At 70.1% G+C, this 26,755-nt stretch carries 26 protein-coding genes; 19 read left to right on the forward strand and 7 right to left on the reverse strand.

What is annotated here, in order from left to right:
• Nucleotides 1–15 precede the first annotated feature (15 nt).
• The 10 genes from BLQ63_RS13010 (at nucleotide 16) to BLQ63_RS13055 (ending at nucleotide 12,629) form a co-directional block, all read left to right on the forward strand.
• The gene (locus tag BLQ63_RS13010; protein ID WP_091035050.1) at nucleotides 16–1,476 is read left to right on the forward strand and encodes a family 43 glycosylhydrolase; all 1,461 of its coding nucleotides are present in this window, start codon (nucleotides 16–18) and stop codon (nucleotides 1,474–1,476) included.
• Nucleotides 1,476–4,121: a beta-L-arabinofuranosidase domain-containing protein gene (locus tag BLQ63_RS13015; RefSeq protein WP_143014870.1), complete on the forward strand. Its 2,646-nt coding sequence runs from the start codon at nucleotides 1,476–1,478 to the stop codon at nucleotides 4,119–4,121. Before BLQ63_RS13010 ends, BLQ63_RS13015 begins: the two co-directional genes overlap by 1 nt.
• 108 nt (nucleotides 4,122–4,229) lie before the next feature.
• Nucleotides 4,230–5,534 (forward strand): ABC transporter substrate-binding protein, encoded by a 1,305-nt coding sequence (locus BLQ63_RS13020; protein ID WP_091035053.1) that lies wholly within the window; start codon nucleotides 4,230–4,232, stop codon nucleotides 5,532–5,534.
• A gap of 14 nt (nucleotides 5,535–5,548) precedes the next feature.
• Complete coding sequence (locus tag BLQ63_RS13025) at nucleotides 5,549–6,412, forward strand: carbohydrate ABC transporter permease (RefSeq protein ID WP_091035057.1); 864 nt, start codon at nucleotides 5,549–5,551, stop codon at nucleotides 6,410–6,412.
• 3 nt (nucleotides 6,413–6,415) lie between these two features.
• Nucleotides 6,416–7,234: a carbohydrate ABC transporter permease gene (locus BLQ63_RS13030; RefSeq protein WP_091035062.1), complete on the forward strand. Its 819-nt coding sequence runs from the start codon at nucleotides 6,416–6,418 to the stop codon at nucleotides 7,232–7,234.
• Complete coding sequence (locus BLQ63_RS13035; RefSeq protein WP_091035067.1) at nucleotides 7,231–9,111, forward strand: glycoside hydrolase family 127 protein; 1,881 nt, start codon at nucleotides 7,231–7,233, stop codon at nucleotides 9,109–9,111. The genes BLQ63_RS13030 and BLQ63_RS13035 overlap by 4 nt, the downstream gene beginning before the upstream one ends.
• A 165-nt stretch (nucleotides 9,112–9,276) precedes the next feature.
• Complete coding sequence (locus BLQ63_RS13040; RefSeq protein ID WP_091035072.1) at nucleotides 9,277–10,074, forward strand: inositol monophosphatase family protein; 798 nt, start codon at nucleotides 9,277–9,279, stop codon at nucleotides 10,072–10,074.
• 81 nt (nucleotides 10,075–10,155) lie between these two features.
• Nucleotides 10,156–10,845, forward strand: coding sequence for a hypothetical protein (locus tag BLQ63_RS13045; protein ID WP_091035075.1), 690 nt, complete (start codon nucleotides 10,156–10,158; stop codon nucleotides 10,843–10,845).
• Between the two features lie 200 nt (nucleotides 10,846–11,045).
• Nucleotides 11,046–11,999: a phosphotransferase enzyme family protein gene (locus BLQ63_RS13050; protein WP_177154921.1), complete on the forward strand. Its 954-nt coding sequence runs from the start codon at nucleotides 11,046–11,048 to the stop codon at nucleotides 11,997–11,999.
• A gap of 306 nt (nucleotides 12,000–12,305) precedes the next feature.
• The gene (locus tag BLQ63_RS13055; RefSeq protein WP_091035085.1) at nucleotides 12,306–12,629 is read left to right on the forward strand and encodes a hypothetical protein; all 324 of its coding nucleotides are present in this window, start codon (nucleotides 12,306–12,308) and stop codon (nucleotides 12,627–12,629) included.
• Between the two features lie 345 nt (nucleotides 12,630–12,974).
• On the opposite strand, the gene BLQ63_RS13060 is transcribed toward BLQ63_RS13055, so the two are convergent.
• Nucleotides 12,975–13,229: a DUF397 domain-containing protein gene (locus BLQ63_RS13060; RefSeq protein ID WP_091035088.1), complete on the reverse strand. Its 255-nt coding sequence runs from the start codon at nucleotides 13,227–13,229 to the stop codon at nucleotides 12,975–12,977.
• Nucleotides 13,201–14,043 carry a Scr1 family TA system antitoxin-like transcriptional regulator gene (locus BLQ63_RS13065; protein ID WP_091035092.1) on the reverse strand — a complete coding sequence of 281 codons (843 nt, stop codon included), beginning with the start codon at nucleotides 14,041–14,043 and terminating at the stop codon, nucleotides 13,201–13,203. The genes BLQ63_RS13060 and BLQ63_RS13065 overlap by 29 nt, the downstream gene beginning before the upstream one ends.
• A 335-nt stretch (nucleotides 14,044–14,378) precedes the next feature.
• Between BLQ63_RS13065 and BLQ63_RS27820 the strand changes: the two genes are divergently transcribed.
• Entirely contained in the window at nucleotides 14,379–14,708 is a 330-nt protein-coding gene (locus BLQ63_RS27820) for a hypothetical protein (protein ID WP_143014871.1), read from the forward strand.
• On the forward strand, nucleotides 14,701–15,027 hold the full coding sequence (locus BLQ63_RS13075) for a hypothetical protein (protein ID WP_091035100.1): 327 nt from the start codon (nucleotides 14,701–14,703) through the stop codon (nucleotides 15,025–15,027). Before BLQ63_RS27820 ends, BLQ63_RS13075 begins: the two co-directional genes overlap by 8 nt.
• A gap of 78 nt (nucleotides 15,028–15,105) precedes the next feature.
• Here the strand turns inward: BLQ63_RS13075 and BLQ63_RS13080 are convergent, their stop codons facing one another.
• Entirely contained in the window at nucleotides 15,106–15,495 is a 390-nt protein-coding gene (locus BLQ63_RS13080; protein ID WP_091035104.1) for a winged helix-turn-helix transcriptional regulator, read from the reverse strand.
• A 200-nt stretch (nucleotides 15,496–15,695) separates the two neighbouring features.
• Here BLQ63_RS13080 and BLQ63_RS13085 point away from each other — a divergent pair, with 200 nt between their 5' ends.
• Complete coding sequence (locus BLQ63_RS13085) at nucleotides 15,696–17,159, forward strand: MFS transporter (RefSeq protein WP_091035944.1); 1,464 nt, start codon at nucleotides 15,696–15,698, stop codon at nucleotides 17,157–17,159.
• A gap of 50 nt (nucleotides 17,160–17,209) precedes the next feature.
• Here BLQ63_RS13085 and BLQ63_RS13090 read toward each other — a convergent pair whose 3' ends face one another.
• From BLQ63_RS13090 to BLQ63_RS13105, 4 genes are all read right to left on the reverse strand, one after another.
• The gene (locus BLQ63_RS13090; protein ID WP_091035108.1) at nucleotides 17,210–17,752 is read right to left on the reverse strand and encodes an RNA 2'-phosphotransferase; all 543 of its coding nucleotides are present in this window, start codon (nucleotides 17,750–17,752) and stop codon (nucleotides 17,210–17,212) included.
• A gap of 46 nt (nucleotides 17,753–17,798) precedes the next feature.
• On the reverse strand, nucleotides 17,799–18,179 hold the full coding sequence (locus tag BLQ63_RS13095; RefSeq protein ID WP_091035111.1) for a DUF1304 domain-containing protein: 381 nt from the start codon (nucleotides 18,177–18,179) through the stop codon (nucleotides 17,799–17,801).
• Nucleotides 18,180–18,250: 71 nt separating this feature from the next.
• Nucleotides 18,251–19,045, reverse strand: a complete 795-nt coding sequence (locus BLQ63_RS28435; RefSeq protein WP_091035114.1) for an FHA domain-containing protein — start codon at nucleotides 19,043–19,045, stop codon at nucleotides 18,251–18,253.
• Between the two features lie 68 nt (nucleotides 19,046–19,113).
• Nucleotides 19,114–20,901: a serine/threonine-protein kinase gene (locus BLQ63_RS13105; RefSeq protein ID WP_091035117.1), complete on the reverse strand. Its 1,788-nt coding sequence runs from the start codon at nucleotides 20,899–20,901 to the stop codon at nucleotides 19,114–19,116.
• A gap of 255 nt (nucleotides 20,902–21,156) precedes the next feature.
• Here BLQ63_RS13105 and BLQ63_RS13110 point away from each other — a divergent pair, with 255 nt between their 5' ends.
• The 6 genes from BLQ63_RS13110 to BLQ63_RS13135 all read left to right on the forward strand — a co-directional run bounded on the left by BLQ63_RS13110 (nucleotide 21,157) and on the right by BLQ63_RS13135 (nucleotide 26,703).
• Nucleotides 21,157–22,377, forward strand: coding sequence for an MFS transporter (locus tag BLQ63_RS13110; protein ID WP_218125240.1), 1,221 nt, complete (start codon nucleotides 21,157–21,159; stop codon nucleotides 22,375–22,377).
• A 195-nt stretch (nucleotides 22,378–22,572) separates the two neighbouring features.
• A complete protein-coding gene (locus BLQ63_RS13115) occupies nucleotides 22,573–23,700 on the forward strand; it encodes a hypothetical protein (protein WP_091035120.1) in 1,128 nt (375 codons plus the stop codon).
• Nucleotides 23,679–24,794 carry a hypothetical protein gene (locus BLQ63_RS13120; protein WP_143014872.1) on the forward strand — a complete coding sequence of 372 codons (1,116 nt, stop codon included), beginning with the start codon at nucleotides 23,679–23,681 and terminating at the stop codon, nucleotides 24,792–24,794. The genes BLQ63_RS13115 and BLQ63_RS13120 overlap by 22 nt, the downstream gene beginning before the upstream one ends.
• Before the next feature lies 1 nt (nucleotide 24,795).
• A complete protein-coding gene (locus BLQ63_RS13125) occupies nucleotides 24,796–25,233 on the forward strand; it encodes a hypothetical protein (protein ID WP_091035128.1) in 438 nt (145 codons plus the stop codon).
• Nucleotides 25,234–25,256: 23 nt separating this feature from the next.
• Nucleotides 25,257–25,457 carry a hypothetical protein gene (locus tag BLQ63_RS13130; protein WP_091035133.1) on the forward strand — a complete coding sequence of 67 codons (201 nt, stop codon included), beginning with the start codon at nucleotides 25,257–25,259 and terminating at the stop codon, nucleotides 25,455–25,457.
• On the forward strand, nucleotides 25,447–26,703 hold the full coding sequence (locus BLQ63_RS13135; protein ID WP_091035136.1) for a HesA/MoeB/ThiF family protein: 1,257 nt from the start codon (nucleotides 25,447–25,449) through the stop codon (nucleotides 26,701–26,703). The genes BLQ63_RS13130 and BLQ63_RS13135 overlap by 11 nt, the downstream gene beginning before the upstream one ends.
• Nucleotides 26,704–26,755 lie beyond the last annotated feature (52 nt).

Raw genomic sequence — 26,755 nt, forward strand, 5'->3', positions numbered from 1 at the left:
CACAAGGAGAACACCATGCACCGCACCGCCATCCGAAGAACCTTCGCCGCCGCGCTGGCCGCGGCCCTGGCCTGGAGCCTGTTCCAGATCGCGACCCCGGCCCAAGCCCAGGCCGTGAACGTCGCCCGATCGGCGACCCCCTCCGCCTCGTACACCTCCTCGTGGGAGTCCTTGGCGGCGATCAACGACGGGATCGAGCCGCCCGGCTCCAACGACACCCAGAACCCGCGCTGGGGCACCTGGCCCCAGACCGGATCCCAATGGGTGCAGCTGACCTGGACGAGCCCCGTCACCGTGTCCTCTTCGGACCTGTACTTCTTCGACGACTCCGTGAACGGCGGCCCCGGCGGCGTCCGGCTCCCCTCCAGCTGGCGGATCGAATACCTCAACAACGGCGCCTGGACACCCGTCGGCGGCGCGAGCGCCTACGGCCTCAACGCGAACCAGTACAACCACACGAACTTCAACGCCGTCACCACCACGGCCGTCCGCGCGGTCCTCCAGAGCGGCGCCGGGTCCGTCGGCGTCCTCGAATGGAAGGTCTGGGGCCAGGGCTCGGCCGCCCAGACGGGCAACCCGATCGTCACGAACATCTACACCGCCGACCCGGCCACGCTCGTCGTCGGCGACACCGCCTACCTCTTCACCGGGCGGGACGAGGCCGCCGCCGGACAGCAGTCCTTCGTCATGGACGAGTGGCACGCCTTCTCCTCGACCGCGCCGACCAACAGCGCCTCCGCCTGGACCGCCCACGGCGCGCGGCTCTCACTCGACGTCTTCGACTGGGCGGGAGCCAACGCCTGGGCCTCCGAAGTGGAGCAGGGGCCGGACGGCCGCTACTACTGGTTCGTCTCGGTCGACGGCAACACCGACAACGGCTGGATGAACATCGGCGTGGCCGTGGCGGACGACCCGCTCGGCCCGTACGAGGACGCCATCGGCGCCCCGCTCATCTCCGACTCGACCCCGAACTCCTCGGCGCTCAACATCGACCCGACGGTCTTCCGCGCCTCCGACGGCCAGATCTACCTCTACTGGGGCTCGTATTGGCAGCCGCGCATGGCGAAGCTCAACCAGAACATGACCTCCCTCGCGAGCGCCGTCACCACCCCGCAGGGCCTGACCGACTTCTGGGAGGCCCCTTGGATGTTCGAGCGCAACGGCACGTATTACATGGCCTACGCCTCGAACGCGGGCTCGGACTGCGTCACGAGCTCCTCCTACGCGTGCATCCGGTACGCGACCGCCACCAACCCGGCCGGCCCGTGGACGCACCGCGGCGTCGTCCTCGGACAGGTCACCTCCACGACCAACCATCCCGCGATCATGCAGTTCAACGGCCAGTGGTGGATGGTCTACCACACCGCGGACGCGCCCGGCGGCGGGAACTTCCGCCGCTCGGTCGCGATGGACCAACTGTCCTTCAACGCCGACGGCACGATCCAGAAGGTCGTGCAGACCAGGGGAGCCGCTTGATGAACCTGAACCGCCGCAACGCACTTCGCCTGGGCGCCCTGGCGTCCACGGCCCCCGCCGGGTTCCTCCACCAGGGCCCGGCGGGGGCCGCCCCGGCGGCCGCCGATCCCGCAACCCCCGACTCGTGGACCGCCCGGCCCTTCGGCCTCGACCAGGTCGCACTCGACGACTCGATCTTCACCGCCAAACGCGACCGCATGCTCGCCTACGCGCGCGGCTACGAAGCCGACCGCGGCGAACTCGCCGGCCCCGACCGGATGCTCTACAACTTCCGCGCCGCCGCCGGCCTCCCCAACCCCGACGGCGCCGAACCGCCCGGCAGCTGGGACAACGAGACCGGCTACCTGCGAGGCCACTACAGCGGCCACTTCCTGTCCATGCTCGCCCAAGCCTGGGCGAGCACCGGCAAACGCGTCTACAAACGCAAACTCGACCACCTCGTCAAGGGCCTCACCGACGCCCGCGACGCCTTCGCCGCCGCGGCGGCCGAACCGACGCCCCGCGTCGAAGGCCACACCGGCACCGCCGTGCGCCTCACCGGCTCGCCCCTGGGCCACGCCGAACACCTCGCGCTCCCGGCCGGACTCGTCGAGGGCCACAGCGCCCTCACCGTCGCCGTCCGGCTCAAACCCGGCACCGTCGACCGCACGAAACTGCCCGACCCGAACGCCGACCCCGCGCCGCTCCTCAACGACGTCAAGGTCTTCGACTTCGGAGCCGACGCCGACCGCCACCTCTACCTCACCCTCCGCGCCGACAACGCGAACCCGTTCCCGCGCTTCGCCATCACCACCGGCGGACCCGGCGCCGAGCAGCGCGTCACCGCGACCTCGCCGATCCCGGCGGGAGAGTGGACCCACCTCGCGGTGACGCTCGACGGCACCACCGCGGCCCTGTACGTCGACGGCGCGCTCGCCGCCTCGGGCCCGGCCTCGCTCACCCCCGCCGACCTCGGCACCCTTGCGCACCACTGGATCGGCCGCGGCCAGTACCCGCAGGGGAGCGTCCAGTACCTCGCCGCCGACGTGGACGAGTTCCACGTCTTCGGCACCGCGCTCGGAGCCGAAGACGTCGCCGCGCTCCTGGAGGGCGGGAGCGGCGACCTCGCCGCCTACCGATTCGACGACGAACCCGGACCGGTGTGCGCCGACGCCTCCGGCAACGGCAACGACGCCCGCCTCATCGGCCCCGAAGGCCGCCACCCCGGCTTCCTCGCCGCCTACCCCGAGACGCAGTTCCTGCGCCTGGAGGAGTTCGCGACCTACGGCGGCAACGCCGGGATCTGGGCGCCCTACTACACCTGCCACAAGATCATGGCCGGCCTCCTCGACGCCCACCGCCTCGCGGGCAGCGATGACGCCCTCGACCTTGCCACCGGCATGGGCGAATGGGTCCACTCGCGACTCGTCGCCCTGCCCCGCGAACGCCTGGACCGCATGTGGTCGATCTACATCGCGGGCGAGTACGGCGGCATGAACGAGTCCATGGCGGCGCTGGCCGCCCTGCACCCCGACCGGCCCGAGTTCCTCGAGACCGCGAGGCTGTTCGACAACACCGCCCTCCTGGAGGCCACCGCCCGGGGCACCGACCTCCTCGACGGCAAGCACGCCAACCAGCACATCCCGCAGTTCACCGGGTATCTGCGGATGCACGAGCAGGGCGCGGGCGAGGGCTACCGCACGGCCGCCGCGAACTTCTGGGACATGGTCGTGCCCCACCGCGCCTATGCCCACGGCGGCACCGGGGTCGGCGAGATCTTCCGCGCCAGAGGCGTCATCGCCGGGTCGTTCTACCAGTACCCGAACGACGCGAACCACGCCGAGACCTGCTGCGTGTACAACCTGCTCAAGCTCGCCCGGAACCTGTTCTTCCACACCGGCGACGCGAAGTACATGGAGTACTACGAACGGGCCCTGTACAACCAGATCCTCGGGTCCCGGCGCGACACCGACAGCACCGAGGACCCCGAGGTCACCTACTTCGCGCCGGTCCGCCCCGGCCGGTGGCGCGACTTCGGCAACACCGGGACCTGCTGCGGCGGCACGGGCATGGAGAACCACACCAAATACCAGGACTCGGTCTACTTCGCCGCTGCGGACGGCAAGGCGCTCTTCGTGAACCTCTACATGCCGTCCACTCTCGACTGGTCGGAGAAGAACGTCACCGTCGAGCAGCGCACGGACTACCCCTTCGACGGCGCCGTCCGCCTCACGGTCCGCGCCCGCCGCCGCACCCGCTTCGCCCTGAAGCTCCGCGTCCCGTCCTGGGCCGAGGAGTTCCGCGTCGAGGTCAACGGCCGCGAACAGGACCTCGACGCGGCGCCGGGCACCTACGCGGTGCTCGACCGCGACTGGCGCGGCGGCGACGAGGTCGACATCGCGATCCCGCTGCGCCTCCACACCGAAGCCGCCCTTGACGACCCGGGCGTCCAGTCCGTCTACTGCGGGCCGACCCTGCTCGCACTCCAGCACGAGGCGGTCGGCGACGACCTCGCCACCGGCCTCGTGGACCTCGCCGTCGGCGACGACCTGGAGGCCTTCGAGCCGACGGGCGAACCGCTCCACTTCACCGCCGACGGCTACACGTTCGCGCCCTTCCACCTCGGGAACCGCGAGCCCTACCACCTTTACTGGCGCCGACGCTGAAGCGGCGCCCCGACCCCACCGCGACCATGAGCGTGACCAGATCGCGGTGACAGACGGCGCCGGCGCTGAGCCCGCGCCCCGAACCCCTCGATCCGTAAGGAGCAGGCAATGAGATTCCCGAACCGCCCGAACCGGGTGAGGCGAGCGGCCTCGGCCGTCGCCGTCCTCAGCGCCGCCGCGCTGCTGGCCGCCTCCTGCAGCGGCAAGGGCGGCGGCGCGCCCGACCAGGAGGTCGTCCTCGAAGGCGTGGACGACGGCACCACCCTGACCATGTGGACCCGCGCCGCCACCGAAGCCCAGTCCCAGGCCCTCGTGGACGCCTACAACGCGAGCCACGAGAACCAGATCGAACTCACCGTCATCCCCACCGACGACTACCAGACCCGCGTGGGCACCGCCGCCGGCAACCAGGAGCTGCCCGACCTGTTCGCCCTCGACGTGGTGTTCGCCCCGACCTTCACCACCGCCGGGGCCTACCTCGACATCACCGACCGCATCGACTCGCTCGAATTCAAGGACACCCTCGCGCCCTCGCACCTCGACGTGGGCACCGCGGACGGCCGCCGGTACCTCGTGCCGCACACCCTCGACCTCTCGGTCCTGTTCTACAACAAGGACCTCTACGCGCAGGCCGGGCTCGACCCCGAGCAGCCCCCGACCACCCTGGCCGAGTTCGCCGAGCACGCGCGCGCGGTGGACGCCCTCGGCGGCGACGTCGAAGGCACCTTCTTCGGCGGCAACTGCGGCGGCTGCTTCGTCTTCACCTGGTGGCCCACGATCTGGGCCGAGGGCGCCGAGGTCATGAACGAGGACGGCACCGAATCCCTCCTGAACTCGCCTGAGGCCCAAGAGGTCTACGCGACCTACCGCGGCCTCGTCGAGGACGGGATCGTGGCCGCCGGGCACAACGAGGAGACCGGCGCGACCTGGACCGGCCGCTTCCCCGAAGGGAACATCGGCGTCATGCCCATGCCCTCCACCATGCTCGGCCTCATGCCCGAGGACATGAACATCGGCGTCGCGCCGATCCCGGGCCTCACCGGCGGCCAGTCCACGTTCGTCGGCGGCGACTCGATCGGCATCAGCGCCAACTCCGAGCACGCCAACCAGGCCTGGGACTTCCTGCGCTGGAGCCTCGAGGAGGAGCAGCAGGTCGAACTCCTGGCCGCCAACGGCGACGTCATGGCCCGGACCGACCTGGCCGACAACGAGTACTACGCGACCAACCCCAACGCGGTCGTCATGAACGACCTCGTCCAGGTCGGGCGCACCCCGTACTCGCTCAACTTCGGGCAGACCTTCAACGACCCGCAGGGGCCCTGGCTCCCGCTGGTCCGCGAGGCGGTCTACGGCGACGCGAACGCCGACCTGGCCGCCCTCAACGAGGACGTCACGGCCTCCCTCGCGAGCTAAGGAACCACAACTCGATGCGATACTCGCGCAAGCTGGCCGGCGCGGCCTACGCCGCCCCCGTGGCACTGTTCGTGCTGGTCTTCTTCGTCGCGCCGCTGCTGCTGGTCGGACGCATGTCCGCGTCCGACTGGCCGCTGCTGTCCGGCGACATGGGCCTCAACATGCCCGCGAACTACGAGGCCATAGCGGACAACCCGCTGTTCTGGCCCGCCGTCGGCTTCACCCTGAAGTACACCGGGATCGTCGTCGTCCTCCTCATCGGACTGTCGCTCCTGCTGGCGCTCATCGTCGCCGACCGCCGCAAGGGCAGCGGGTTCTTCCGCAGCGCCTACTTCCTGCCGACCACCCTCGGGCTCGCCTCGGCCTCGCTGCTGTTCTTCGGGTTCTACAGCCCGGCGATCGGCCCGCTCGACCCGCTCATGGAGTTCTTCGGCCTGGAGCCGGTCTCGTGGCTCGGCACGCCCACCGCCGCACTGTGGTCCACAGTGGTCCTCATCGTCTGGAAGTTCGCCGGGTTCTTCATGATCATCCTGCTCGTGGGCCTCCAGTCGATCCCCCCGGACGTCTACGAGGCCGCCCGCCTCGACGGCGCGAGCCGCTGGCAGTCCTTCGCGCACATCACCGTCCCGCTGCTGCGCCCCGCGCTCGGCCTGGTGCTCATCCTCTCGGTCACCGGCTCGCTCCTGGCCTTCGACCAGTTCTTCATCCTCACCAAGGGCGGCCCCGACAACTCCACGGTCACGGTGGTGCAGCTGATCTACCGGGAGGCGTTCCAGCGCTTCGACCTCGGCGCGGCCGCGGCGATCTCCGTCGTCGTGCTCGCCGCGCTCCTGGTGCTCAACCTCGCCCAGTTCCGAGCCCTGCGAAAGGACCACTAGCCGATGCGATCCCGCGCATGGACCACCTCCTACTACGTCCTCGCCGGAGGCCTGTCGGTCCTGTTCCTGTTCCCGCTCGTCTGGACCGGCTACGCCTCGGTCGCCCCGCACGGGGCCACCGGCCAGCAGGACGGCTACGGCTTCGGCAACTACACCGCCCTGCTCGACTACGACGCCGGACTCCTGCGGTACCTGTGGAACAGCACCTACGTCTCGGTCCTGACCGTCGCCTTCACCCTCGCCCTGTCGATCCTCGGCGGCTACGCGTTCGCGCGCTTCACCTTCAAGGGCCGCGACACGCTCTTCCTGCTCACCCTCGCGATCCTCATGGTCCCCTACTCGACCCTGCTGATCCCGCTCTACTCGATGCTCGGCGACATGGGCCTGCGCGGCACCCTCATCGGACTCGCCCTCGTCCTGACCCTCTACCAGCTGCCGTTCGCGGTGTTCATGATGCGCATCTCCTTCGAGGCCGTGCCCAAGGAGATCGAGGAGTCCGCCATGTGCGACGGCGCCGGCACCTTCGGCGTCCTCACCCGCATCATGCTCTTCGCGGTCCGGCCGGGCCTGATCACCGTGGGCCTGTTCTCGTTCCTCGCGGCGTGGAACGACTTCATCGCCCCGCTCATCCTCGTCAGCGAGGCCGACAAGGCCGTGCTGCCGGTGGCCGTCGCCAACCTCCGCCAGCAGTCCATGGGCGCCGTCGACTTCGGCGCCACGCAGGCGGGCGTGGTCGTGATGGCATTGCCGTGCCTGGTGCTGTTCGCACTGCTCCAACGCCACTATGTCCGAGGATTCATGTCAGGAGCCATCAAAGGATGAAGACACCCGTGGTGCCCGAACGCGGGACGCTGCGCCCGCTGGGCCTCGACGAGGTCCGCCTCACCGCAGGCCACTGGGCCGAACGCCAGGCGGTCAACGCCGAGCACACCATCAGGCACTGCCTGCACTGGCTCGAGGAGCTCGGCTGGATCGCCAACTTCGACAAGGCCGCCGCGGGCGGGCCGTTCGAGCGGTCCGGGCGCGAGTTCTCCGACTCCGAGGTCTACAAGCTCGCCGAGGCCATGGCCTGGGAGATCGGCCGCACCGGCGACCCCGGCCTGGAGGAGCGCTTCAGGGCCCTGACCGCGCGCATCGCCGCCGCCCAAGAGGAGGACGGCTACCTCAACACCATGTTCGGCCACCCCGGCCGGCGGCCGCGCTACACCGATCTGGAGGAGGGCCACGAGCTGTACTGCTACGGGCACCTGCTCCAGGCCGGGGTGGCGCGGCTGCGCTGCCACGGCGAGGACGACTTCACGCGCCTGTGCCGCCGCGCCGCCGACCACGTCTGCGAGGCCTTCGGGCCCGGCGGCATCGAGAAGGTCTGCGGCCACGCGGAGATCGAGGTCGCGCTGGCCGAGTTCGGCCGCGCCACCGGCGAGGCGAGGTACCTGGAGCAGGCGCGGCTGTTCATCGAGCGGCGCGGCACGCACACGCTCGCCGACGGCGGCTTCGGCCGCGTCTACTTCCAGGACGACGTGCCGGTCCGCGACGCCGAGGTCCTGCGCGGCCACGCCGTGCGGGCGCTGTACCTCGCCTCGGGCGCGATCGACGTCGCCGTCGCCACCGGCGACGACATGCTGCTGGGAGCCGTTCGGCGCCAATGGGACCGGGCCGTGTCGCGCCGCACCCACCTGACCGGCGGCATGGGCTCGCAGTACACCGACGAGGCGTTCGGCGCCGACTTCGCGCTGACGCCCGACCGGGCCTACGCCGAGTCCTGCGCCGGGGTCGCGGCGGTCCAGGCCGCGTGGCGGCTCCTGCTCGCCACCGGCGACGCCTCCTGCGCGGACATGATCGAGCGCATCGCCTGGAACGTGCTGTCCGGCGCGGTCGACCCCGGCGGCAGGGCGTTCTTCTACGCCAACCCGCTCCACCAGCGCACCGCCGACGAGCCGCCGGTCGCGGGGGAGCTGTCGCACCGCGCCGCCGGCGGGCAGCGCGCGCCGTGGTTCGACGTCTCCTGCTGCCCGACGAACCTGGCCCGCACCTTCGCCCAGTTCGCGTCCTATGTGGCCACGGTCGACGACGCGGGGGTGCAGCTGCACCAGTTCACCCCGGCCGTGATCGACACGGTGGTGGACGGCGCGCGGTTCGCGCTCTCCGTCGCCACGGTCTATCCCGAGGACGGCGACGTGATCGTGCGCATCGAGGCGAACGACGGCGGCGAGCGCGCGCTCTCGCTGCGGGTGCCGCCCTGGGCCGAGGGCGCGCGCCTCACCGGACCGGACGGGACCGTCCGCGACGTCGAGGCCGGCCGGCCCGCCGTCGTGACCGCCGACTTCGCCGCCGGCGACGAGATCCGGCTCGAACTGCCGGTCGAACCGCGGTGGACGCTGCCGGACCCGCGGATCGACGGCGTGCGCGGCTGCGCCGCGGTCGAGCAGGGGCCGCTGGTCCTGTGCGCCGAATCGGTGGACCTGCCCGGCGGGGCCGACGTCGCCGAGCTGACCGTCGACGCCGCGGCCGCGCCGGTCGTGCGCGACGGCCGCGTCCACGTGTCGGCCCGCGTCCACGACCGCGACGCGGCAGGCTGGCCCTACGGCCCGGCGGCCCCGGACGACGAGGGCAAGACCGCCGACATCCCGCTCGTCCCGTTCCGGCTGCGGGCCACTCGCGGACCCGCCTCGATGCGAGTCTGGCTCCCGTTGGGCTGAGTCGTTTGCGCCGGTGCGCCCCATTTCGGGGCGCACCGGCGGTCCGTTCCGGTCCCGCCGAAATGACCGGTGCGCAAGTCGCACCGGGAGTCCAAGGGCTGCTTGGTCTTGCACCCTTAGTATGAGGTCCGTCGGGTGGGTCAGACGGAGACGAGGAACCGAATAATGAGCGAGCTGCTGGATTTCCTGGGCACGGCCGAGCGCGCGGCCGAGACGGCGGTCGAGGCGATCCGGGCCGGACTGGGCCGCGAGCGCGCCATCAGCGGCAAGGGCGACCGCGACTTCGCCACCGACCTCGACTACGCGGCCGAGGACGCCGTCCGCGAGTTCCTGGCCCGCGAGACCCCCGACATCCCGCTGCTGGGGGAGGAGCGCGGCCGCACCGGTGACGAGGACTCCCACTACGAATGGGTGCTCGACCCCATCGACGGGACCATCAACTTCGCCCACGGCTCGCCCATGTTCGGCGTCTCGCTCGCGCTGACGCGCAACGGGATGCCGGTCGTCGGCGTCGTCCAGGCCCCGATGTCCGAGGAGCGCTTCAGCGCCGCCCTCGGCCACGGCGCCGCCCTGAACAAGCAGCCGCTCGCCGAGACGGGACCCATCGAGCTCTCCTCGGCCGTGGTCGCCTTGGGGGACTTCGCGGTCGGGCCCGACGCCGACCGGCGCAACCAGCGCCGCCTGGTCGTCCTCCAGAAGCTCGTGCCGAAGGTCCAGCGCATCCGGATGCTCGGCACCGCCGCGCTCGACCTGTGCTGGCTCGCCGCCGGGCGCCTCGACGGGGTGTGGCACGACCGCATCAACCTCTGGGACGTCGCCGCCGGGACCGTGATCGCCCGCGAGGCGGGTCTGCTGGTCACCGACATGGACGGCGTCGACTACGGCCTCGGGGCCGTCTCCGTGGTCGCGGCGGGACCCGGCATCCACCGCGCCCTGCTGGACGAGATCACCGCCCGCGGGTGATGTTGGGGTCGCGCTGAGCCACGCGCTGAGGTTATGTTGTGGGGACTTGTACGCCCTTGCATCAGTTGAGGAGTCCCGCGCATGACCACGCGACGCTCACGCCGCGGACGCGGCGACCCGTTCAAGCGGGCCGCCCGTCGAACCCCGCCGGAGCAGATCCGGCGCACGATCGAGAAGCGGTTGCTGTCGGCCGACCCCGAGGACGGGACCGACCTCGCCGAATTCGTCGACGCCGCCATCGCCGAGCACGGGCCCGGGGTGGTCGACCCTGAGCTGGTCGCCTTCGCTTACGGGCAGAGCGATCGGGGCGACGAGGCGATCGCGCTGATCGAGGCGGTGCGGGCCGATGCCCCGGCCGACGAGATGAAATTGTTCATCCACGCCGGCATTCTCCATGGTCAGGAGCGCAACGCCGAGTGCGCGGTGCTGCTGCGCGAGGCGCTGGTGCACCATCCCGAGGGGGCGGTGTTCCACGCGCTCCTGGCCTGGTGGTGCCTGGACGAGGTCACGGAGAGCGCGGCCCGGTTCCACCTGAGACAGGCCCTCGAGCTCGACCCTGCGGGCGACGGGCCGCACATCTCCGGAGTCATGCTGTCGAGGCACTACGGCGACCTCGAGCAGGCCGAGGTGCACCTTGAGTTCCTGCGCGTGCATCACCCGGACGCGCACGAGCAGATCCTCAAGGAGGACGCCGAGAAAGCCAAGGAGGCTGAAGAGGCCAGGGACGCCGAGCGACAAGACTCCGAAGAAGACCCGGGAACCGTCGCCTGATCGGCGCCGGTGCGGCGGTGGTGAGCGCGAAGACGACCGCAGCTGCGGCGGTGAGGGCCGAGCGCGGGCCGGGTTCGGAGAAGGCGGACATGAGCGGCTTCCGGGTCGGCGGCTCGGAATCGAGTTGCGCGGGTGGGCTTGCGTGGCCAGACTGGCGAGTGATGATGCCATTGACTGAGATCGATCGCCTGAAGAGAACCGTGACGCCTGCGTGGGAGAGCCCGGTCGCCGACCAGGTCGCCGCCGCATGGGGATACCCGGCCGGAACCGCGAAGTGGTGGCGCTCCAGCGCTTCGCACGTGTTCGTCCTGCCCGACCCGGAAGGGAAGCGCTACCTGCGGTTCGTGCCCGACGCCTACCTGGGCGCCGGCCCGGTCGCGGCGGTGAGCTCGCTGATGGACCGGCTCGCTGCGGGCGGCGCGGCCGTGGTGCGTCCGGTCCCCGCCCGGACTGGGGCCCTGACCGCGACGGTGCCGACGGCGTTGGGGCCGATGCACGCCATGGTGGTCGAGACCGCCCCCGGCGAGGAGTTCGACGCCGAGGACTTGGACGTGGACCGCGCCCGGTCCTGGGGCGCCGCCCTCGCGGCCGTCCACGCGAGCATGGCCGGGATCGATGCCGACCTGCCCGAGGCGTTCGCCGAACTGGCCGAGTTCCCCGACCGGTTCGCCCATGACCCGGCACTGGTGAAGGCCGCCTCGCACCTGGCCGACCGGATCGCCGAGCTGCCTCGCGACGGCTCCCGGTTCGGGGTCGTCCACGGCGATTTCGAACTCGACAACCTGGCCTGGGATGAGGGAAGAGCGACCGCGTTCGACTTCGACGAGGCCGCCCATTCCTGGTACGCCGCCGACATCGCCTATGCCCTGCGCGACCTGACCGGACCGGACGGGCTCCCCGCAGCGGAGCACCGGCAGCTGTCCGAGGAGTTCATCGCCGGTTACCGCAGCGTATGGCCGCTCGACGGCGCTGATCTGGCGAACCTGCGGCTGTTCGCCGGAGCGCACGCGGCCTGCTCGATCCTCCGCATCGACAACGCGCTCGGCACCGCTGGAGAAGACGAAGCCGAGTGGATGGCGGACCTGCGGGCGAAGCTGACCGACATGGCGCGGTCCCACCGCGAACTCGCGATCGGCGTCGCCGAGGCGCTCTAGCGGTCGGTCGCCCAGTGCTCCATCGTGAAAGTTGATCTTCGCGGAGAGTGAGGGTCTGTTTCGTTGCGGCTCCGGGGGTCGTGTGAGTCCTGCCGGAGAGTTCGACGCGTAGGAGTGGTTCGTCCGGAAGTTCCTGCCTTTGTCCCGCCGGTATTCCACCTTGTTCACGCCTCCTCCCGCCACCAGAATGATCGCAGTGGCGGCGGCCCGTCTCGGTGGTCGCGCTCCGGGAGATCGGCCGAATCTCCAATACGGCCCTTCTCCTGAAACAGCAGCATGCATAACGCTTGCAGCGGAAGGAATACGATGTCAACGAACAGCGTCCTCAAGGAAAGCGTGCGACGGGTCTCGGCGACGCTCGCCGGACTCGCGATGGCGGCGACCCTCACGGGATTCACCGTCGCCGGCACCGCTTCGGCGGCCCCCGCCGTCGAGCAAGCCGAAACGTCTTCGTCTGTCACCGGCGACTACACGACCCAGGTGCGGTGGTTCTACGAGGCCTACTACATCGTCCGCACAAACTGCCTGACTCAGGGCGAGATCTACGAGGCCGAGGGCTATCTCTATCAGTGCCGGACGGCGGAGCGCAACAACCGCACGGTCTACGAACTGTGGCTCGGGATCGAGTGATGCGTTGATTCTCCGTTCGTGATTCGGGAGGGTCATGGTTCTGGCCGGTTGCGGCGGCGGTAGTGGTTTTGTCTGGCGGCCTTGTTCTTCCGCCGTCGCCACCGGCTCCAGGCGAGGAGATGCGCGGCAGTGCGCTGGCGTTGGCAGAGGTCGACGGCGATGAGGATGAGGCGTCACTGCGAGGCACTGCGCAGCCTTCGGCAAGTCCGTTATCCGATCTGCGGCAACCGCGACCGGAGTACTTGCCAGTGGAAGTTCGCCTGATCCTCCCGACCTCGCAGTGCCCCAACACGAGAGGAGGGGCCACCGCTCGGCGGTGGCCCCTCCTCTCGTTCGTCGTTGGGGTCAGCCCGCGGCCTTGACCAGGGCGGTGAAGTCGGAGGGCGTCAGGTCGAACACCGGGGAGTCGGTGTCGAGCTTCGAGTCCCGCAGGTGGAAGCCGGCATCGTCGGCGCAGAACGCGACCTCGACGCAGGCGGTGTCATTGTTGGCACCGCTGCGGGTGCTCTTGCGCCACGCCCGGCGAACCTCGACGCAGTCGTTGTTGTTGCCGACACCGCTGCGAGTGCTCTTACGCCAGATGGTAACGCCAGTCGTCATCTTGGTAGTCCTCGATCCGTATCGCCAAGTTCCACAGGAGTTTGCGGATGCCATCGTAGCTCGCGATGCGTTCGGGATCGTTGATGAGCCAGCTGGAGTCTGCGATTTCGGTATATACGGTCGGCGGGCAGGAGAGCGGGATGTTCCCCTCTGTGTAGATGCTGAAGTTTCCGTTTCGCGGGGGCACGGGTTCGCGAAGGATGCGTATGGAGACGCCCGGCTTGCGGGCCCACCGGCGCAGGTGTGCCATTACCGCCTGGTACAGCTCCTTTGAGATCCGCAGGATGTGAAGTAGTGCCGCTTCTCCGATCAGGAAGTGTGCTCGGGGGCGGACGGCGAATTTCATTCGCTGTTCAAGCATTTCTGCTCGCGCGTCCTTGTAAACCCATCCGCCGTCGAGCCACTCCTGGGTGGCGCCAGGCTCGGTTCGGCTGACCACTAGGTAGTAGTAGTCCCGAGTTTGGAGAGGTCCCGGGATGAGCAGTGCATCGGCCTTGAAGATGTACCCTGCGTTCGCCTCAGCCAGTGCGAGGAATATGGCATTGAAGCGCATATCTGCCTCGATTGGGACACCGGCCTTGCGGGCCCGTGCCACCTCCTTCATGTAGCCGCCGGTCTCCTTGCTCAAGCCGCAGGCCTCGGCAAGGGCGTCGATCGAAGATGGCGGGATGTCGGTCGTTCCCTTCTCCCAGTCGAGGATCGTGTCCTTCGACCGATCGACATTGATGCCGACTTCCCGCTGTGATTTCCCTATGGCGATGCGGCCCTGTCGAGCCATCGTCCTCAGGAACCACCTACCAGAATCCTCGATCATCTTGTCTGCCCCCGGCTCTATTCGGCGTAGTCGGACAATCACTATGGCACAACTCGATCAACGAAGGAACTTGCGGAGAGTCGCTGGGGGAGTGGGGATAGTGGAGGAAATGGATACCAAAAACTCCACTACCCCGGCTCCGCTTCCCTCTCTGGGTGACCGAGTCTCTTCTTGTGACCTGCGGAAATACCCCCTAGATTCATGGATGCCGGGAATGGTTCTGGAGTCTTCCGGTGAGGTGAGGGAGCCCGGGGGTCGTGCTTCCCGATTTTTCGCACGATCTTCGGGTTCCGAACTGTCGGCAACCCGACAGAGTCCATAGGGGAGCAAAGCCAATGAATAGTCAACAGAGGGCTCGTCAGCCCGATTTCGGTTCACTCGATCGGGGGACGTTCCGCGACGAGTACCGGTCCTACACGGTCCGCGCCTCCAGCGTCGACGCGCCCGATTCGTTTCAGGTGATCACCGGAGCGCAGGGCGACGACGTCGTACTGGTCGTCTCCGGCCTCAACTCCGGTGCGCTGAAAGCGACTTGGGGCCGGTTCTGGCGCGGTCTCAAACCGCAGACGAAGATCTGGATCGAGGAGCAGGCCTTCCGGGCCTTCTACTCCGGCCACCACATCTTCGACCCGGCGCCCGGAACGGTTCGGTTCTGCGATGGCTAGCACCGCGATCCCGGCAGAGGAGGGCCCTTACAACCTGCGCTCCGACGGCAAGCCCGGCATAGACGGCCATCTCGGCAGCTTCCACAGGGGCCCGGCGGTATTCACGCTGTACCGGCTCGATCCTTTCCCGGCCCGCGCGTTCAAGGTCACGGAGTACCTGCTCGACGTCGAGGACGGCGCGGGACCTCGCGAGTGCTGCCGGTTCACCGACGACCCCGAGGACTCCCCGGAGTGGAACGGCAGATGGAACGGGGACGAGTGGTGCCCCTGGATCATGGACCAGTGCCAGGCGCTCATCGCGAACCCCGACACCGCTTGACTCGGCAGGGCAGCGGCCGCTGAACTCCCCCCGAAGAACAGTGCCGGGCGATCCAGGGTGGTGGATCGTCCGGCACTGCTACGCCGCGAGCGCCTGGGCCCGGTCGTATTCCATCCGCGCCTCGATGATGTCGGGCCGGTGCTGCTCGGCCCACTCCAGCAGGCCCGTGAGGTGGCCGTACAGTCCGCGCGCCGACTCGGTCGCGCGGTACTCGACCTTCGGCGGCACGGTCGGGTAGACGGTGCGCTCGAGCAGGCCGTCGCGCTCCAGGTTGCGCAGGGTCAGCGTGAGCATCCGGCGGCTGATCCCGGGGATGCTGCGCTCCAACTCGGTGTAGCGCACCGGCCCCCTCGTGGCCGCCACCAGGATCGACACCGACCACTTGCCCGCGACGCGGTCGATGATCTGGACGATCGGGCAGGCCTCGGCCTGCACGTCCGACAGGGGCATGACGCAGTCGTCGCTCATCGCTCCGCTTCCCTTCGTCGGCCGCCGAAACGGACCGGTGTCGCAGCTCACACCCCAGCTCCAGGCCGACTGACCTGGACAGGAACATCGATGTCCCCCCTGGCACATGAAAGTGCCTTCTTACGGATCGTTCAATTGGAACACATGATGGTCCCAGGAACAAATAGTTCCCCATGAAGACCGCTCCCGAAGGAACCGTCATGTCGACCGCACCCGTCCGCAGTCTCCGATCCCGCTGGCTCGCGGTGATCGCGCTGTCAGCCGCCCAGGTCATGATCGTCCTGGACCAGAACATCGTGACCATCGCCCTCCCGGCCATCCGCGAGGACCTCGCGTTCAGCCAGGCGAACCTCGTATGGACCGTCAACGCCTACGTGATCCCCTTCGGCGGCCTGCTGCTCCTCGCCGGCAGGCTCGGCGACCTCATCAGCCGCAAGCAGGTGTTCCTGGCGGGCCTCGCCCTCTTCGTCGCCGCCTCCGTGGCGGCCGCGCTGGCCGACTCCCAGAGCCTCCTGCTCGGCGCCCGGTTCGTCCAGGGCATCGGCGGGGCGATCACGGCCGCCGGACTGCTGGGCATGATCGTGACGATCTTCCCCGAACCGCACCACCAGGTGAAGGCCATCGGCGTGTACGGCTTCGCCTCGGCCGGGGGCGGCGCCTTGGGCAGCGTCATCGGCGGCGTCCTCACCGAGACCCTGGGCTGGGAGTCGGTCTTCTACGTCAACCTCCCGCTCGGGATCTTCGTCGCGGTCCTCGCCTGGAAACTCCTGCCCGCCGAACGCGGGGTCGGCCTGCGCGCCGGTGCCGACGTCCTCGGCGCCGCCCTGGTGACCGCCGGCCTCATGCTCGCCGTGTACACGCTGGTCGAGACCGAGCGCTACGGCTGGACCTCGGCCCGCACGATCGGCCTCGGGGCCCTGGCGGCCCTGCTCCTCGCCGGGTTCGCCGTGCGCCAGGCCAAGGCCGCCGCGCCGCTCATCCCGCCGCGCATCCTGCGCTCGCGCAACGTCTCCGGTGCCAACATCGCCCAGGCGCTCATGGTCGGCTCGGCGTTCGGGTTCATGTTCTTCACCGTCCTGTACCTCCAGCAGGTCCTCGGCTTCGAGCCGCTGGCGGCGGGCCTGGCGTTCCTGCCCGCGCCGGTGGTCATCGCGGTGGTCTCCATGGCCGTCTCGCCGCGGCTCCTGACGCGCTTCGGCGCCCGCCCGATGCTGCTGGTCGGCCTGTCGCTCATGGCCGCGGGCTTCCTGCTGTTCGCCCAGATGCGCGCCGACGGCTCGTTCCTCGTGGACGTCCTGCCCGGCATGGTCACCGCGCCGCTCGGCTTCGGTCTGGCGATGCCCGCGCTCATGACCCTCGGCATGGCCGACTCCCGGCCCGAGGACGCGGGGGTGACCTCCGGGCTGTTCAACACCGCGCAGCAGGTCGGCGGCGCGGTGGGCCTGGCGGTCGCGAGCACCGTGGTCGCCGCCCGCAGCGGCGCGCTCCAGGACCAGGGCGCCTCGACCGCCGAGGCGCTGACCGGAGGCTTCCGCGCCGGGTACCTGGTCGGCACCGCGTTCGCGTTGATCGCGCTGGTCATCGTCATCACGGTCATCAAGGCCCGCAAGCCCGAAGCGGCCGACGCCGAGAACGTCGAGGCCGTCCCGGCCGCCGTCCTCTAGCCGAGTACGCCGAGAGCCGCCGTCCGCAGTGGACGGCGGCTCTCGGCGTGCTATCCGGGGAACATGACGGCCCAGGCCGGGACGTGCCCGGTCAGCCAGACGCCGTTCTCCGAGCGGCGGAACTCGTGCCCCGCCTGCGACATCCGGTAGGCGTCGACCACCAGCACCACGGGCTTGCCGCGCCGCGACCCGACCCTCACCGCGGTCTCGCGGTCGGGGGACAGGTGCACGTCGTGCCGGTCCATCGCCTTGATGCCCTCCTCGCGGATGGCCTCGACGTAGCCGGCGGTCGTCCCGTGGAAGAGCACCGCCGGCGGCTCCACCGCCTCCAGGCCGAGGTCCACGTCGATCGTGTGCCCCTGGCTCGCCCGGATGCGCCCGTCCCGCAACGCGAAGCGCTGCTTGTCGTTGCGGTCCACGACCTCCTGGAGTTCTTCCCGGGAGACGCGGAAGTTCCGGTCCTCGAGGGCCTTCAGCAGGACGTCGACGTCGACCCAGCCCTGCTCGTCGAGGGTGATCCCGATCCGGCCCGGATCGTGGCGCAGATGCCGCGAGAGGTACTTCGAGACCTTGACGATCCGCTTATCGTCCACATCGAACTCCAATTGCGAGGGGGATCGCCAGCGTAGCAACGGGTGTCTACAACTGCGTCAACGACAGCAGCAGCGCCAGCAGGGGGAACAGCCCCTGCTTGAGGGCGGACGGCGCCATGGCGCGGTCCCGCAGGACCAGCACCAGCGCGGCGGCCAGCATCGAACCGCAGGAGGCGACGATCAAGGTCCACCCCACGGCGGGTTCGGCGCGGACCACCGCGACGCCCACGAGCGCCCCGACCGCCAGGAACAGGTTGTACCAGCCCTGGTTGTACGCCCACGGCGCCACGGTCTCGACCGACGCGGTCTCCACGCGGAACACCTTGCGGTGCACCTTCGGATCGTGGAAGCGCAGGCTCTCCATCACCCAGATGTACACGTGCAGGAGGCCGGCGAGCCCGGCCGTGATTTGAACTGCGATCAGCATGGAAGCAGTCTTCCCGATCCGCGGGCGCGGCGTCGGGCCGTCCCGGATTCAGCCCGCGCTTCAGCTCAGCTTCAGTCCTCGCCGAGGATGCGCAGATCCGGCGGCACCAGCGTCCGCGTGCGCAGCAGCTCGCCGATGAGGTTGTGGTTCAGCATGTTCCCGACCGGCTCGCCGACCTCCTCGCGGGTCAGGCCCGGCACGCCCGCCGCCGACAGGCGCTTGCGCACCCCCACCACCAGGTGCTCGACCTTCTTCGGCCGCCAGGCCCCCTCGACCTCCAGCCGGGTGAGCTCGTCGGCGACCTGCTTCCACGAGCCGGGCTGCGGATACGCCTCGTGCATCAGGTACCGCTGCGCCAGGCACACCAGCGCCAGCCGCTCGGCGGTGTTGAGCTTCCACGGCCGGTCCTTGAGCGTCGCCGAGTCCGGTGCGGGCGTGGGGAGCCGGCCGTCGGCGCCCGCCACGTACAGCTCGACCAGGTGCCGGCGCCGCGCCGTCCCGCTGATGAACACCGGCGTGTACCCCGTCTGGAGCGGGAACGGCTCGTCCTCGGGGAACAGCGTCCGCGAGCCCGGCAGCTGGAACGGCAGGTGCCCGGTGTTCGCCAGCCACCAGTGGTCCCCGAGGCGCGCGAGGCGCCCGTGGCAGCGGCTGACGCGCCGGTCGTCCTCGCCCACGCACACGTGCACGTCGGGCCGGTTGCGGCCGAACAGGATCTCCCGCTCCTCCTTGGGGCGGAACCGGACACCGCCCGAGACCGAGAGCGCGTAGATCGTCCCCGGGGCGGAGTCGGGGACGCCGAACGCCAGGCTCGCATGGCTCGGCGGCAGCGGCTCCAGGCCTTCGACCTGGGGGATGTCACTCATGTCGACCTCCGTTGAGCTTCCACGCGCCAAGCCTGGCACGGCCGCTCGGGAGTGGTCCCGAACGCGTCCTACACGTCCGGCAGCGCCATCGCCAGCGGCTCGGCGAGGCCGAGCGCCACCGCGCAGAGCTCATCGAGCGGCTCGGGGCCCCTGGCCTGAATGCGCACGTACTCGGCGGTGATGGTGCCGTCCTGGTCGGGGCTCGCGAACTGCCGGTGGACGACGCTCACCAGACAGGTGTCATCGCCCCAGTGGTCCTCTTCGTTGAACGCGTCGCGCCCGTAGAACGAGAAGTACTCCCCGTCGTCCATGCTCGGCGGCTCGTCGCGGTCGAACTCCACCTTCACGTCGATCTCGCTGGTGGTGCTGGACCAGAAGCACTCCCAGCCCGCGAAGCCCCGCGCCGGATGGTCCGCGTCCACGCCGGGGAAGTGTTCGAGCGCCTCGTCGTCGAGCAGTCCGCAGACGTCCGTGTGGAACAGCGAATCGGCCTCCGGCTCGCTTTCCCGACGAGGTACCTGGTTCTCCTGGAGCACGGCGAGGGCGCCGTCGACCGCGGTCTCGGCCACCGCGCACAGGTCGTTCTCGCCGCTGGACTCCTGCTCCGCCGAGATAGCGACCCGGTAGTTCCCGTCCGGCAGCACCAGGGTCCGGTCGCACTCCTCGTGCACGGGCTCATGGCGCAGGACGCCGATCGACCCGACCATCTCCGCAATTCCCGACTCGGGGTCGGCGGTGGTCTCGTAGAAGTACGCGATGACGTCGACGTCGCCGGCGGGGTTGTCGATGATGAGGTCGCAGCGGTTGAAGTTGCCGTTGTCCGTGTTGAACCGGGTCTCGCCGTGGGCGCTCAGCGCCTCGGCGTCGAGCAGCGCGCAGGGGTCGGCACCGGCCTCGTCGCCGATCAGGTTCACCGCGACCCCGTCGGCGGGCGGGTCGGTCGCCGCCTCACTGGGACGCAGCGCGATCCACCCCGCGGCGGCAAGGACCACGAGCGCCGCCGCGGCGGCGCCGGCCCACACCCACCGCCGCGGGCGCCTCGCCCGCGGCACGGCCCCGATGGTCGGATCGCCGCACAGTTCGCCGAGCGCGCGGCTCGCCTCGTCGAGTCGCGGCCGGCGCTTCGGCTCGGTCTGGAGCAGCCGGTCGAGCACCGGGGCGAGCGCCCCGGCCCGCTTCGGCGGGATGCGTTCGCCTTGGGCGGTGCGCCACAGCAGCGCGTGCGGGTTGCCCTCCCCGAACGGCGAGGTCCCTTCGACGGCGTGGAACAGGGTGGCGCCCAGGGAGAACGTGTCGGCCGCGGCCGTGAACTTCCCGCCCCGGGCGACTTCGGGGGCCACGTATCCGGGAGTGCCGGTGACCGCGCCGGTGCCCGTGAGCGTCGGCTCGGCGTGGAGGCGCCGCGCGATCCCGAAGTCGGCGAGCTTGGCGTGGCCCTGGTCGGTGACCAGCACGTTGGCGGGCTTGATGTCCCGGTGGAGGATGCCCGCGGCGTGCGCGGCGGCCAGGCCGCCGGCGAGCTGGGCCCCGTACCGGGCCGCCGTCTCGCCCGAGACCGTTCCCAGCTCGGCGAGGGTGTGGCCCTGGACGAACTCCATGACGATCCAGCAGTCGCCGTCCTCGTCCACGGTGTCGTAGACCGTGACGACGTTGGGGTGGCTGATGTGCGCGAGCGTCTCGGCCTCGCGCCTGACCTTCGCAGCCGCGGCCGGGTCGCCGCCGACCAGTGCGCGTTTGAGCGCGACGGACCGGTGGCTCAGCCGGAGGTCGACCGCACGCCAGACCTCGCCTTGGCTTCCCGAGCCCAGGCGTTCTTCCAACCGATACCGATCGCCCACGACCTGCCCAGCGCGCAACCGACTCTCCGCTCACCGAAAACCCGAATCATCCCCGTGTGACGGCCTCCACCTTAATGCACCGAAGCGAACCGGTTCATCTCCGAGCGTGAGGGCCCGGCCCGTCGCACCGGGCCCTTGCGGCGCACGGGACTCTCGCTGACCATTCGTAAAAGACTTGGACGTAAGTGTCCGGACGGGCGAGTATTGACCGGGCGCGCCTTCCCGGAGGCGCCCGAAGCCACAGGACGACCGCTCCGCCGAGAGGACCCCCGCGTGTCCACCCAGACCACCCCGGCCCCGCCCACCCAGGCCGCGTATCCGAAGCGGCGCAGGGCGCTGGCCATCGGTGCACTCGCCTTGGGCGCGTTCGGCATCGGGCTGAGCGAATTCGTCGTCGTCGGCCTGCTCGGCCCGATCGGCGCCGACCTCGACGTGTCCATCCCGACCGCCGGGCTCCTGGTCACCGGGTACGCGGCCTCGATCGCGATCAGCGCGCCGCTCATGACCGCCGCCGGGATTCGCCTGCCGCGCAAGACCCTGCTCATCGTGCTCATGAGCCTGTTCCTCCTCGGCAACGTGCTGGCCGCCGTCGCGCAGACCTACGGCGTGCTCATGGCCGGACGGGTCGTCGCGGCCCTGTGCCACGGCGCGTACATGGGCGTCGCCCCGATCATGGCCGCGAGCCTGGTCGCCCCCGAGCAGCGCTCGCGCGCCATCGCGCTCATGATGACCGGCCTGACCGTCTCCACCGTGGCCGGCGTGCCGTTCGGGACGGCGCTGGGCCAGGGGCTCGGCTGGCAGGCCGCGTTCTGGGCGATCGTGGTGATCGGCGCGGTCGCGCTGCTCGCGATCGTCGCGTTCGTGCCCGCACGGGCGAACGAGCCCGGCGGCGGGCTCCGCGGCGAACTCGCCGTCTTCCGCCGCCCGCAGGTGTGGCTGACCCTGACGACCACGATGCTCGGCTGGGGCGCGGCCTACGCGGCCATCACCTTCCTGGAGCCGATGCTGACCCGCGTCTCCGGCTTCGACGCGTCGGTCGTGCCGTGGCTGCTGGTGCTCTTCGGGATCGGCCTGACCATCGGCAACCTGCTCGGCGGCCGCCTCGCCGACCGCGCGTTCACGCCCGCGATGTTCGGGACCATGACCGCCGCGATCGGTGCGCTGATCGTGTTCGCCTTCGCCGTGCACCACCAGGTTCCGGCTGTAATCATGGTGTTCGTCCTGGGCGCCGCGAGCTTCGCGATGGTCCCGGTCTTCCAGACCCGCATCATGGACGCGGCGAAGGAGGCTCCGCTGCTCGCGTCCTCGACGAACGCCTCGGCCTTCAACGTCGGCATCGCGCTGTCGGCCTGGCTGGGCGGCGTGGCGATCGACGGCGGGCACGGGCTCGTCGCCCCGGTGTGGATCGGCGTGGCGCTGGGAGCGGCGGCGCTCGCCGTCGCCGCCGTCTCGACCGTGATCGAACGCCGCTCGGCGCATCAGCGACCCCGGTAGTCGACTCCGATCCATTCGCGCCGCATCGGCCCGTCCAATGCGGGGCGCTAATTGAGGTCGCCTCCTACCGGGGTGCCGGTGTTACCATGAGCCGAATGCCTTGAATGGGTCGGCGCCCATTCGACCGCCCGCGCTCATCCCTCCTCAAGATCATTTTCCAGTGTGTCCGCATTGTCGCCCCCCTTTGGACTGCAATTGGTCATCGAAGTCGTTCTCGGTCCTTTCATCGGCGGACTCGCCGGCGCCGTCGCCAAGATGGTCGGCGTCTGGGCCGAGGCCCGCATGGTGTCTCGGGTGGAGTCCGCCCGCGTCCAGCTCGCGCACACTGACCGGGACAGCGAGTACCAGCATGAGCTGCGAATGCACCGCCTCCGGCTCGAAGGCCGGGTCGCCTCGCCGGCCGCCCCCGTGCGCGCGGCCGAGGTGTCGGTGCCCCTGCACGGCTCCGAGGTCCCGATCGCCCTGGTCTCCGCAATGCCGCCCGGCGGCGAGCCGGCGGGCCCGGACGTACCCCGGCGAGTCGGACAATTGCTCACCGGATTGAGTGATCTCTCCGAGTATCTGCAATTGCAGTCCGGATTGTCGCCGGGCAATGTCGCGCGGGGGAGAATCGTCGACGGCGCACTGGGCGCGAAATCGATTGCGGCCATGGAATTCACGCGAAAGCCCGCGATCATCGTCTTCTTCGACGTCTCCGGCGGGGCGGTCACCGCCAACGCCGTCCTCTCCACCGTCTTCAACGCGGCCGACGGCTCGCCCTCACTGGTGTTCCCCATCGCCCGCTACCACCGCGACGGGGGCGGCACGGCGCCGCTCGGCGGCCACCTGCCGTCGTGGCAGGGCATCGACCTCGACGCACTGCCCGACCGCGATCCCGCAGAGGTCATCGCGACCACCGTCAGCGCGTTCCTCCTCGCCACGGTCGACGCCTACTGGCACCTGCGAACCGGGTTGTCGCCCAACCTGTTCGCCCGCAGCGGCGTCGGAACGCTCCTCGAAGGCCTCGACGGCGCCGCCCCGGTCGCCTCGGAGCCGCCCGCCGCCGCGAACGGCGCGGCCTGGCGGCGCATCGAATCCGAGTCCGGCCGCCTCGTCGTCAAGGGCTTCGGCGTCGAGGCCGAAGAACTCCCCAACGGCCTCATCGGCCTGCACGCCTCCGGCCCCCTCGACGTCAGATTCGTGCTCGCCGCCGACTATCCGCGCACGGCGCCCCTCGCCGTCGCGGTCGACGGCGTGGAGATCGAGATCGCCGAGAAGGACTGGTCGCCCGAATGCTCAATCATCGACATCGTGGAGGCAGTGTGGAACAGCAACGGGCGTTGATCCGGATCTACGGCTCCGAGATCGACTGCATCGCCGACGAGACCGCCGACCATCCCGAGATCGAGACCGGAGGCAGCCTCTTCGGCCTGTGGTCCGACCGCGGGAACCCCACCATCCACCTCGCCACGCGACCCGGCCCGAACGCCGAACGGCACGTCACGCTGTTCGCCCAGGACCCCGAGTTCCACTGGCAGATAGAGCAGCTGGTCCTGCACCACTTCGGCGTCCAGGCCGTCGGGCTCTGGCACTCCCACCACCGGCTCGGCCTCCCCGAACTCAGCGGCGGCGACCTGCGCCGGACCCGCGAGTTCTCGCGCCGCACCGAGCGCGTGAAGTTCACCGACATCCTGACCTACTTCGACACCCGCCGCCCTCCCGAGCAGGAGCAGGAGGTCTGCCTCAAGCCGCACGTGTACGCCGACGCCTCGGCCGGCCGCCAGCTCCCGGCCCGCTTCGAGGTCATCCCCGGCGTCAGCCCGCTCCGCGCGGCGCTGCACCGCATCGTCCCGCGCGCGTACCGCTCGGCGCTGGACCGCGCCCCGCGCCGCCCGCGCGCCTCGACCCGCCTCGAACGGTCGCTCCTGCTGGAGGACCGGTACGAGGACGACCTGATGCCCACACCGCAGTCCGTCGTCCGGCGGGAGGCACCCCAGGACCGGTCCTCGTCCGAGGCCCCCGCGACCGGGTCTCGACCCGCCCTGTCCGAGGCCCCCGCGATCGGGCCCGCGCCGGAGACCTCCGAACCCGAAGCGCCCCAGGAGCAGTCCGGGCCCTGGTACGGCGTCCCCGACCTGGACCGCTTCCTCGTCGGCCTCGAAGCCCTGCTGGCGAGGGCCGGCGTGCCGTCGAGCGTCGTCTGCACGATCGAGCCGACCGCGGACTCCGGGCCGGTGCTGCTCAACATGGAGGCCGCCAACGGCTCCCTCGTCCACGACCTCGACCTCGCCGTCGTGGACGGCAACCTGATGGCGATCCGCCACCGCGTGCGCGATCCGAGGTTCCGGGACGCCACGGAACTGATCACCGAAGTGTGCCGGGCCGAGGACGCCCTGCGCCGAGCCGTCCAGTCGTTCCGCAAACTCGGGAGCGTGTGAAATGTGGCAGGAATACCAGAAGATGCGCCTCGCCCAGGAGGCCGCCGCCGTCGAGGCCCTCATGCCGTTCTTCGGCTACGACTACGGGATCGACTACATGCGGTTCTCGGGCCGGTGGTGGAGCAACCTCGACCGCGAGTACGTCGTCCAGCTCGAGCTGCCGCCGACCTACCCCGACGCGGTGCCCGACACCTACATCGTGGCGCCCAGCCCGCTGCTCGACTTCCACGGGCGCCACATGGCCTTCCACGGCTCCAGCCACGACATGCACACCTGGAAGACCGACCGCGACGGCTGGGTCAAGATCTGCATCGTCCGCCCCGAGGACTGGAGCGCGGAGTACTCCGTGGTCAAGGTGCTCCGCAAGGCGCTCCTGTGGATCACCGCGTACGAATCGCACACCAGGTCAGGTCGGCCCGTCGCCGACTACCTGCTCTAGCACCGAGAATGAGAGGGAACGGCATGGCCAACAGCAAGCACGACGCGATCAGCGAGTACATGCACCGCGAATCGAGCGGTCAGGGCAACCCCGGCAAGCGCATGGTGCTGAACCCGCGCAACGGCAAGTTCGAGCTGGTCTCGGAGTCCGAGGCGCTGGACCCGGACCTGGCCCCGGTGACGGCGGAGGACATGAAGTCCTTCGGAGGCGCCCGTGTCCGCTGACGCCCCCGCGCACGCCGTCGTCCCCGAAGGGCTGGCGCGCCTGGTCCTTCGCGAGGGCCTGACCTCCCTGCGCGCCACCGTCCACGACGGCGGCGACCTGCTCCGCGTCCACCCCGAGGCGGGCCCCGACCTCCCGGTGCTGCGCGTCGAGGACACTCAGGACGCCGCCGCGGAGGCGCTGCGCCGCTTCGGATCCGACTCGCCGCCGGCCCTCGTCTGCGCCGTCGGCGACGCCATCGCCGTCCTCGCCCGGCACGGCGGCACGTACCGGCCCGTCGACCTCACGCTCCTGCCCGAGAAGGCGGACGTGTTCGACCGGGTGCGGGGCGTCTTCGAGACCGATGCGCTGCGCGACAAGTCCGTCGCGGTCCTCGGCATCGGCTCGGGCGGCTCCTTCATCCTCCGCGAGCTGGCCCGCTGCGGCGTCGGGCGCTTCCTCCTCGTGGACCACGACCGGATCGAAGTCGGCAACGTCTGTCGCCACGAGTCCGGCCTGGCCGACGTGGGCCGCCTCAAAGTCCACGCAGGACGGAGCATGGTCCTGGACCGCAACCCCGCGGCGAAGGTCGAGACGAGCCCGCTCCAGATCGGCGACGACACCTTCGCCGCATTCTCGGACCTGATGAACCGCTTCGCACCCGACGTCGTCGTGTGCGCCACCGACAACCGGGCCAGCCGGATGCTCGTCAACCGCTACGGCCTCATGGCCGGCGTCCCCTCGTTCTACGCGGGGGTCTTCCGCCGCGCCTACGGCGGGCAGGTCCTGCGGGTCATCTCCGACCTGACGCCCTGCTACCAGTGCTTCATCCACGCCCTGCCCGACATGGCCGCCGACCGCGAGATCAGCAGCACCGAGGACGCCTCGGCGATCGCCTACAGCGACAGGGAGGTCGCGGTCGAACCGGGACTGTCCTCCGACATCGTCCCGATCGCGCTCCAGGTCGCCAAGCTCGCGATGCTGGAACTGCTCGACGGGACCCCCACGACCCTCGACTCCCTCTACGACGACCTCGTGGCGCCGCTCTACCTCTGGATCAACCGCCGCGAGCCCGACAGCGACTACGCGAGATGGCAGCCGATGGCGACCGGCGTCGAGGAGCTGAGCATCATGCGCTGGTACGGCATCGGAGTGCCGCGCAACCCCGAGTGCGCGGCCTGCGGCACCAAGTCCCTCGAAGGCGTGCTGCCCGAAGACGCCGTACCGCTCCAGCCCGGAGCCCACGTCGAACCCAAACCGAGCGGCTGACCGGACGAGAAGGCGCCCCCGACCTCGATCAGGGGCGCCTCGTCGTGTCCCG

The sequence above is a fragment of the Glycomyces harbinensis genome (assembly GCF_900101745.1).
Taxonomy (GTDB): Bacteria; Actinomycetota; Actinomycetes; order Mycobacteriales; family Micromonosporaceae; genus Glycomyces; species Glycomyces harbinensis.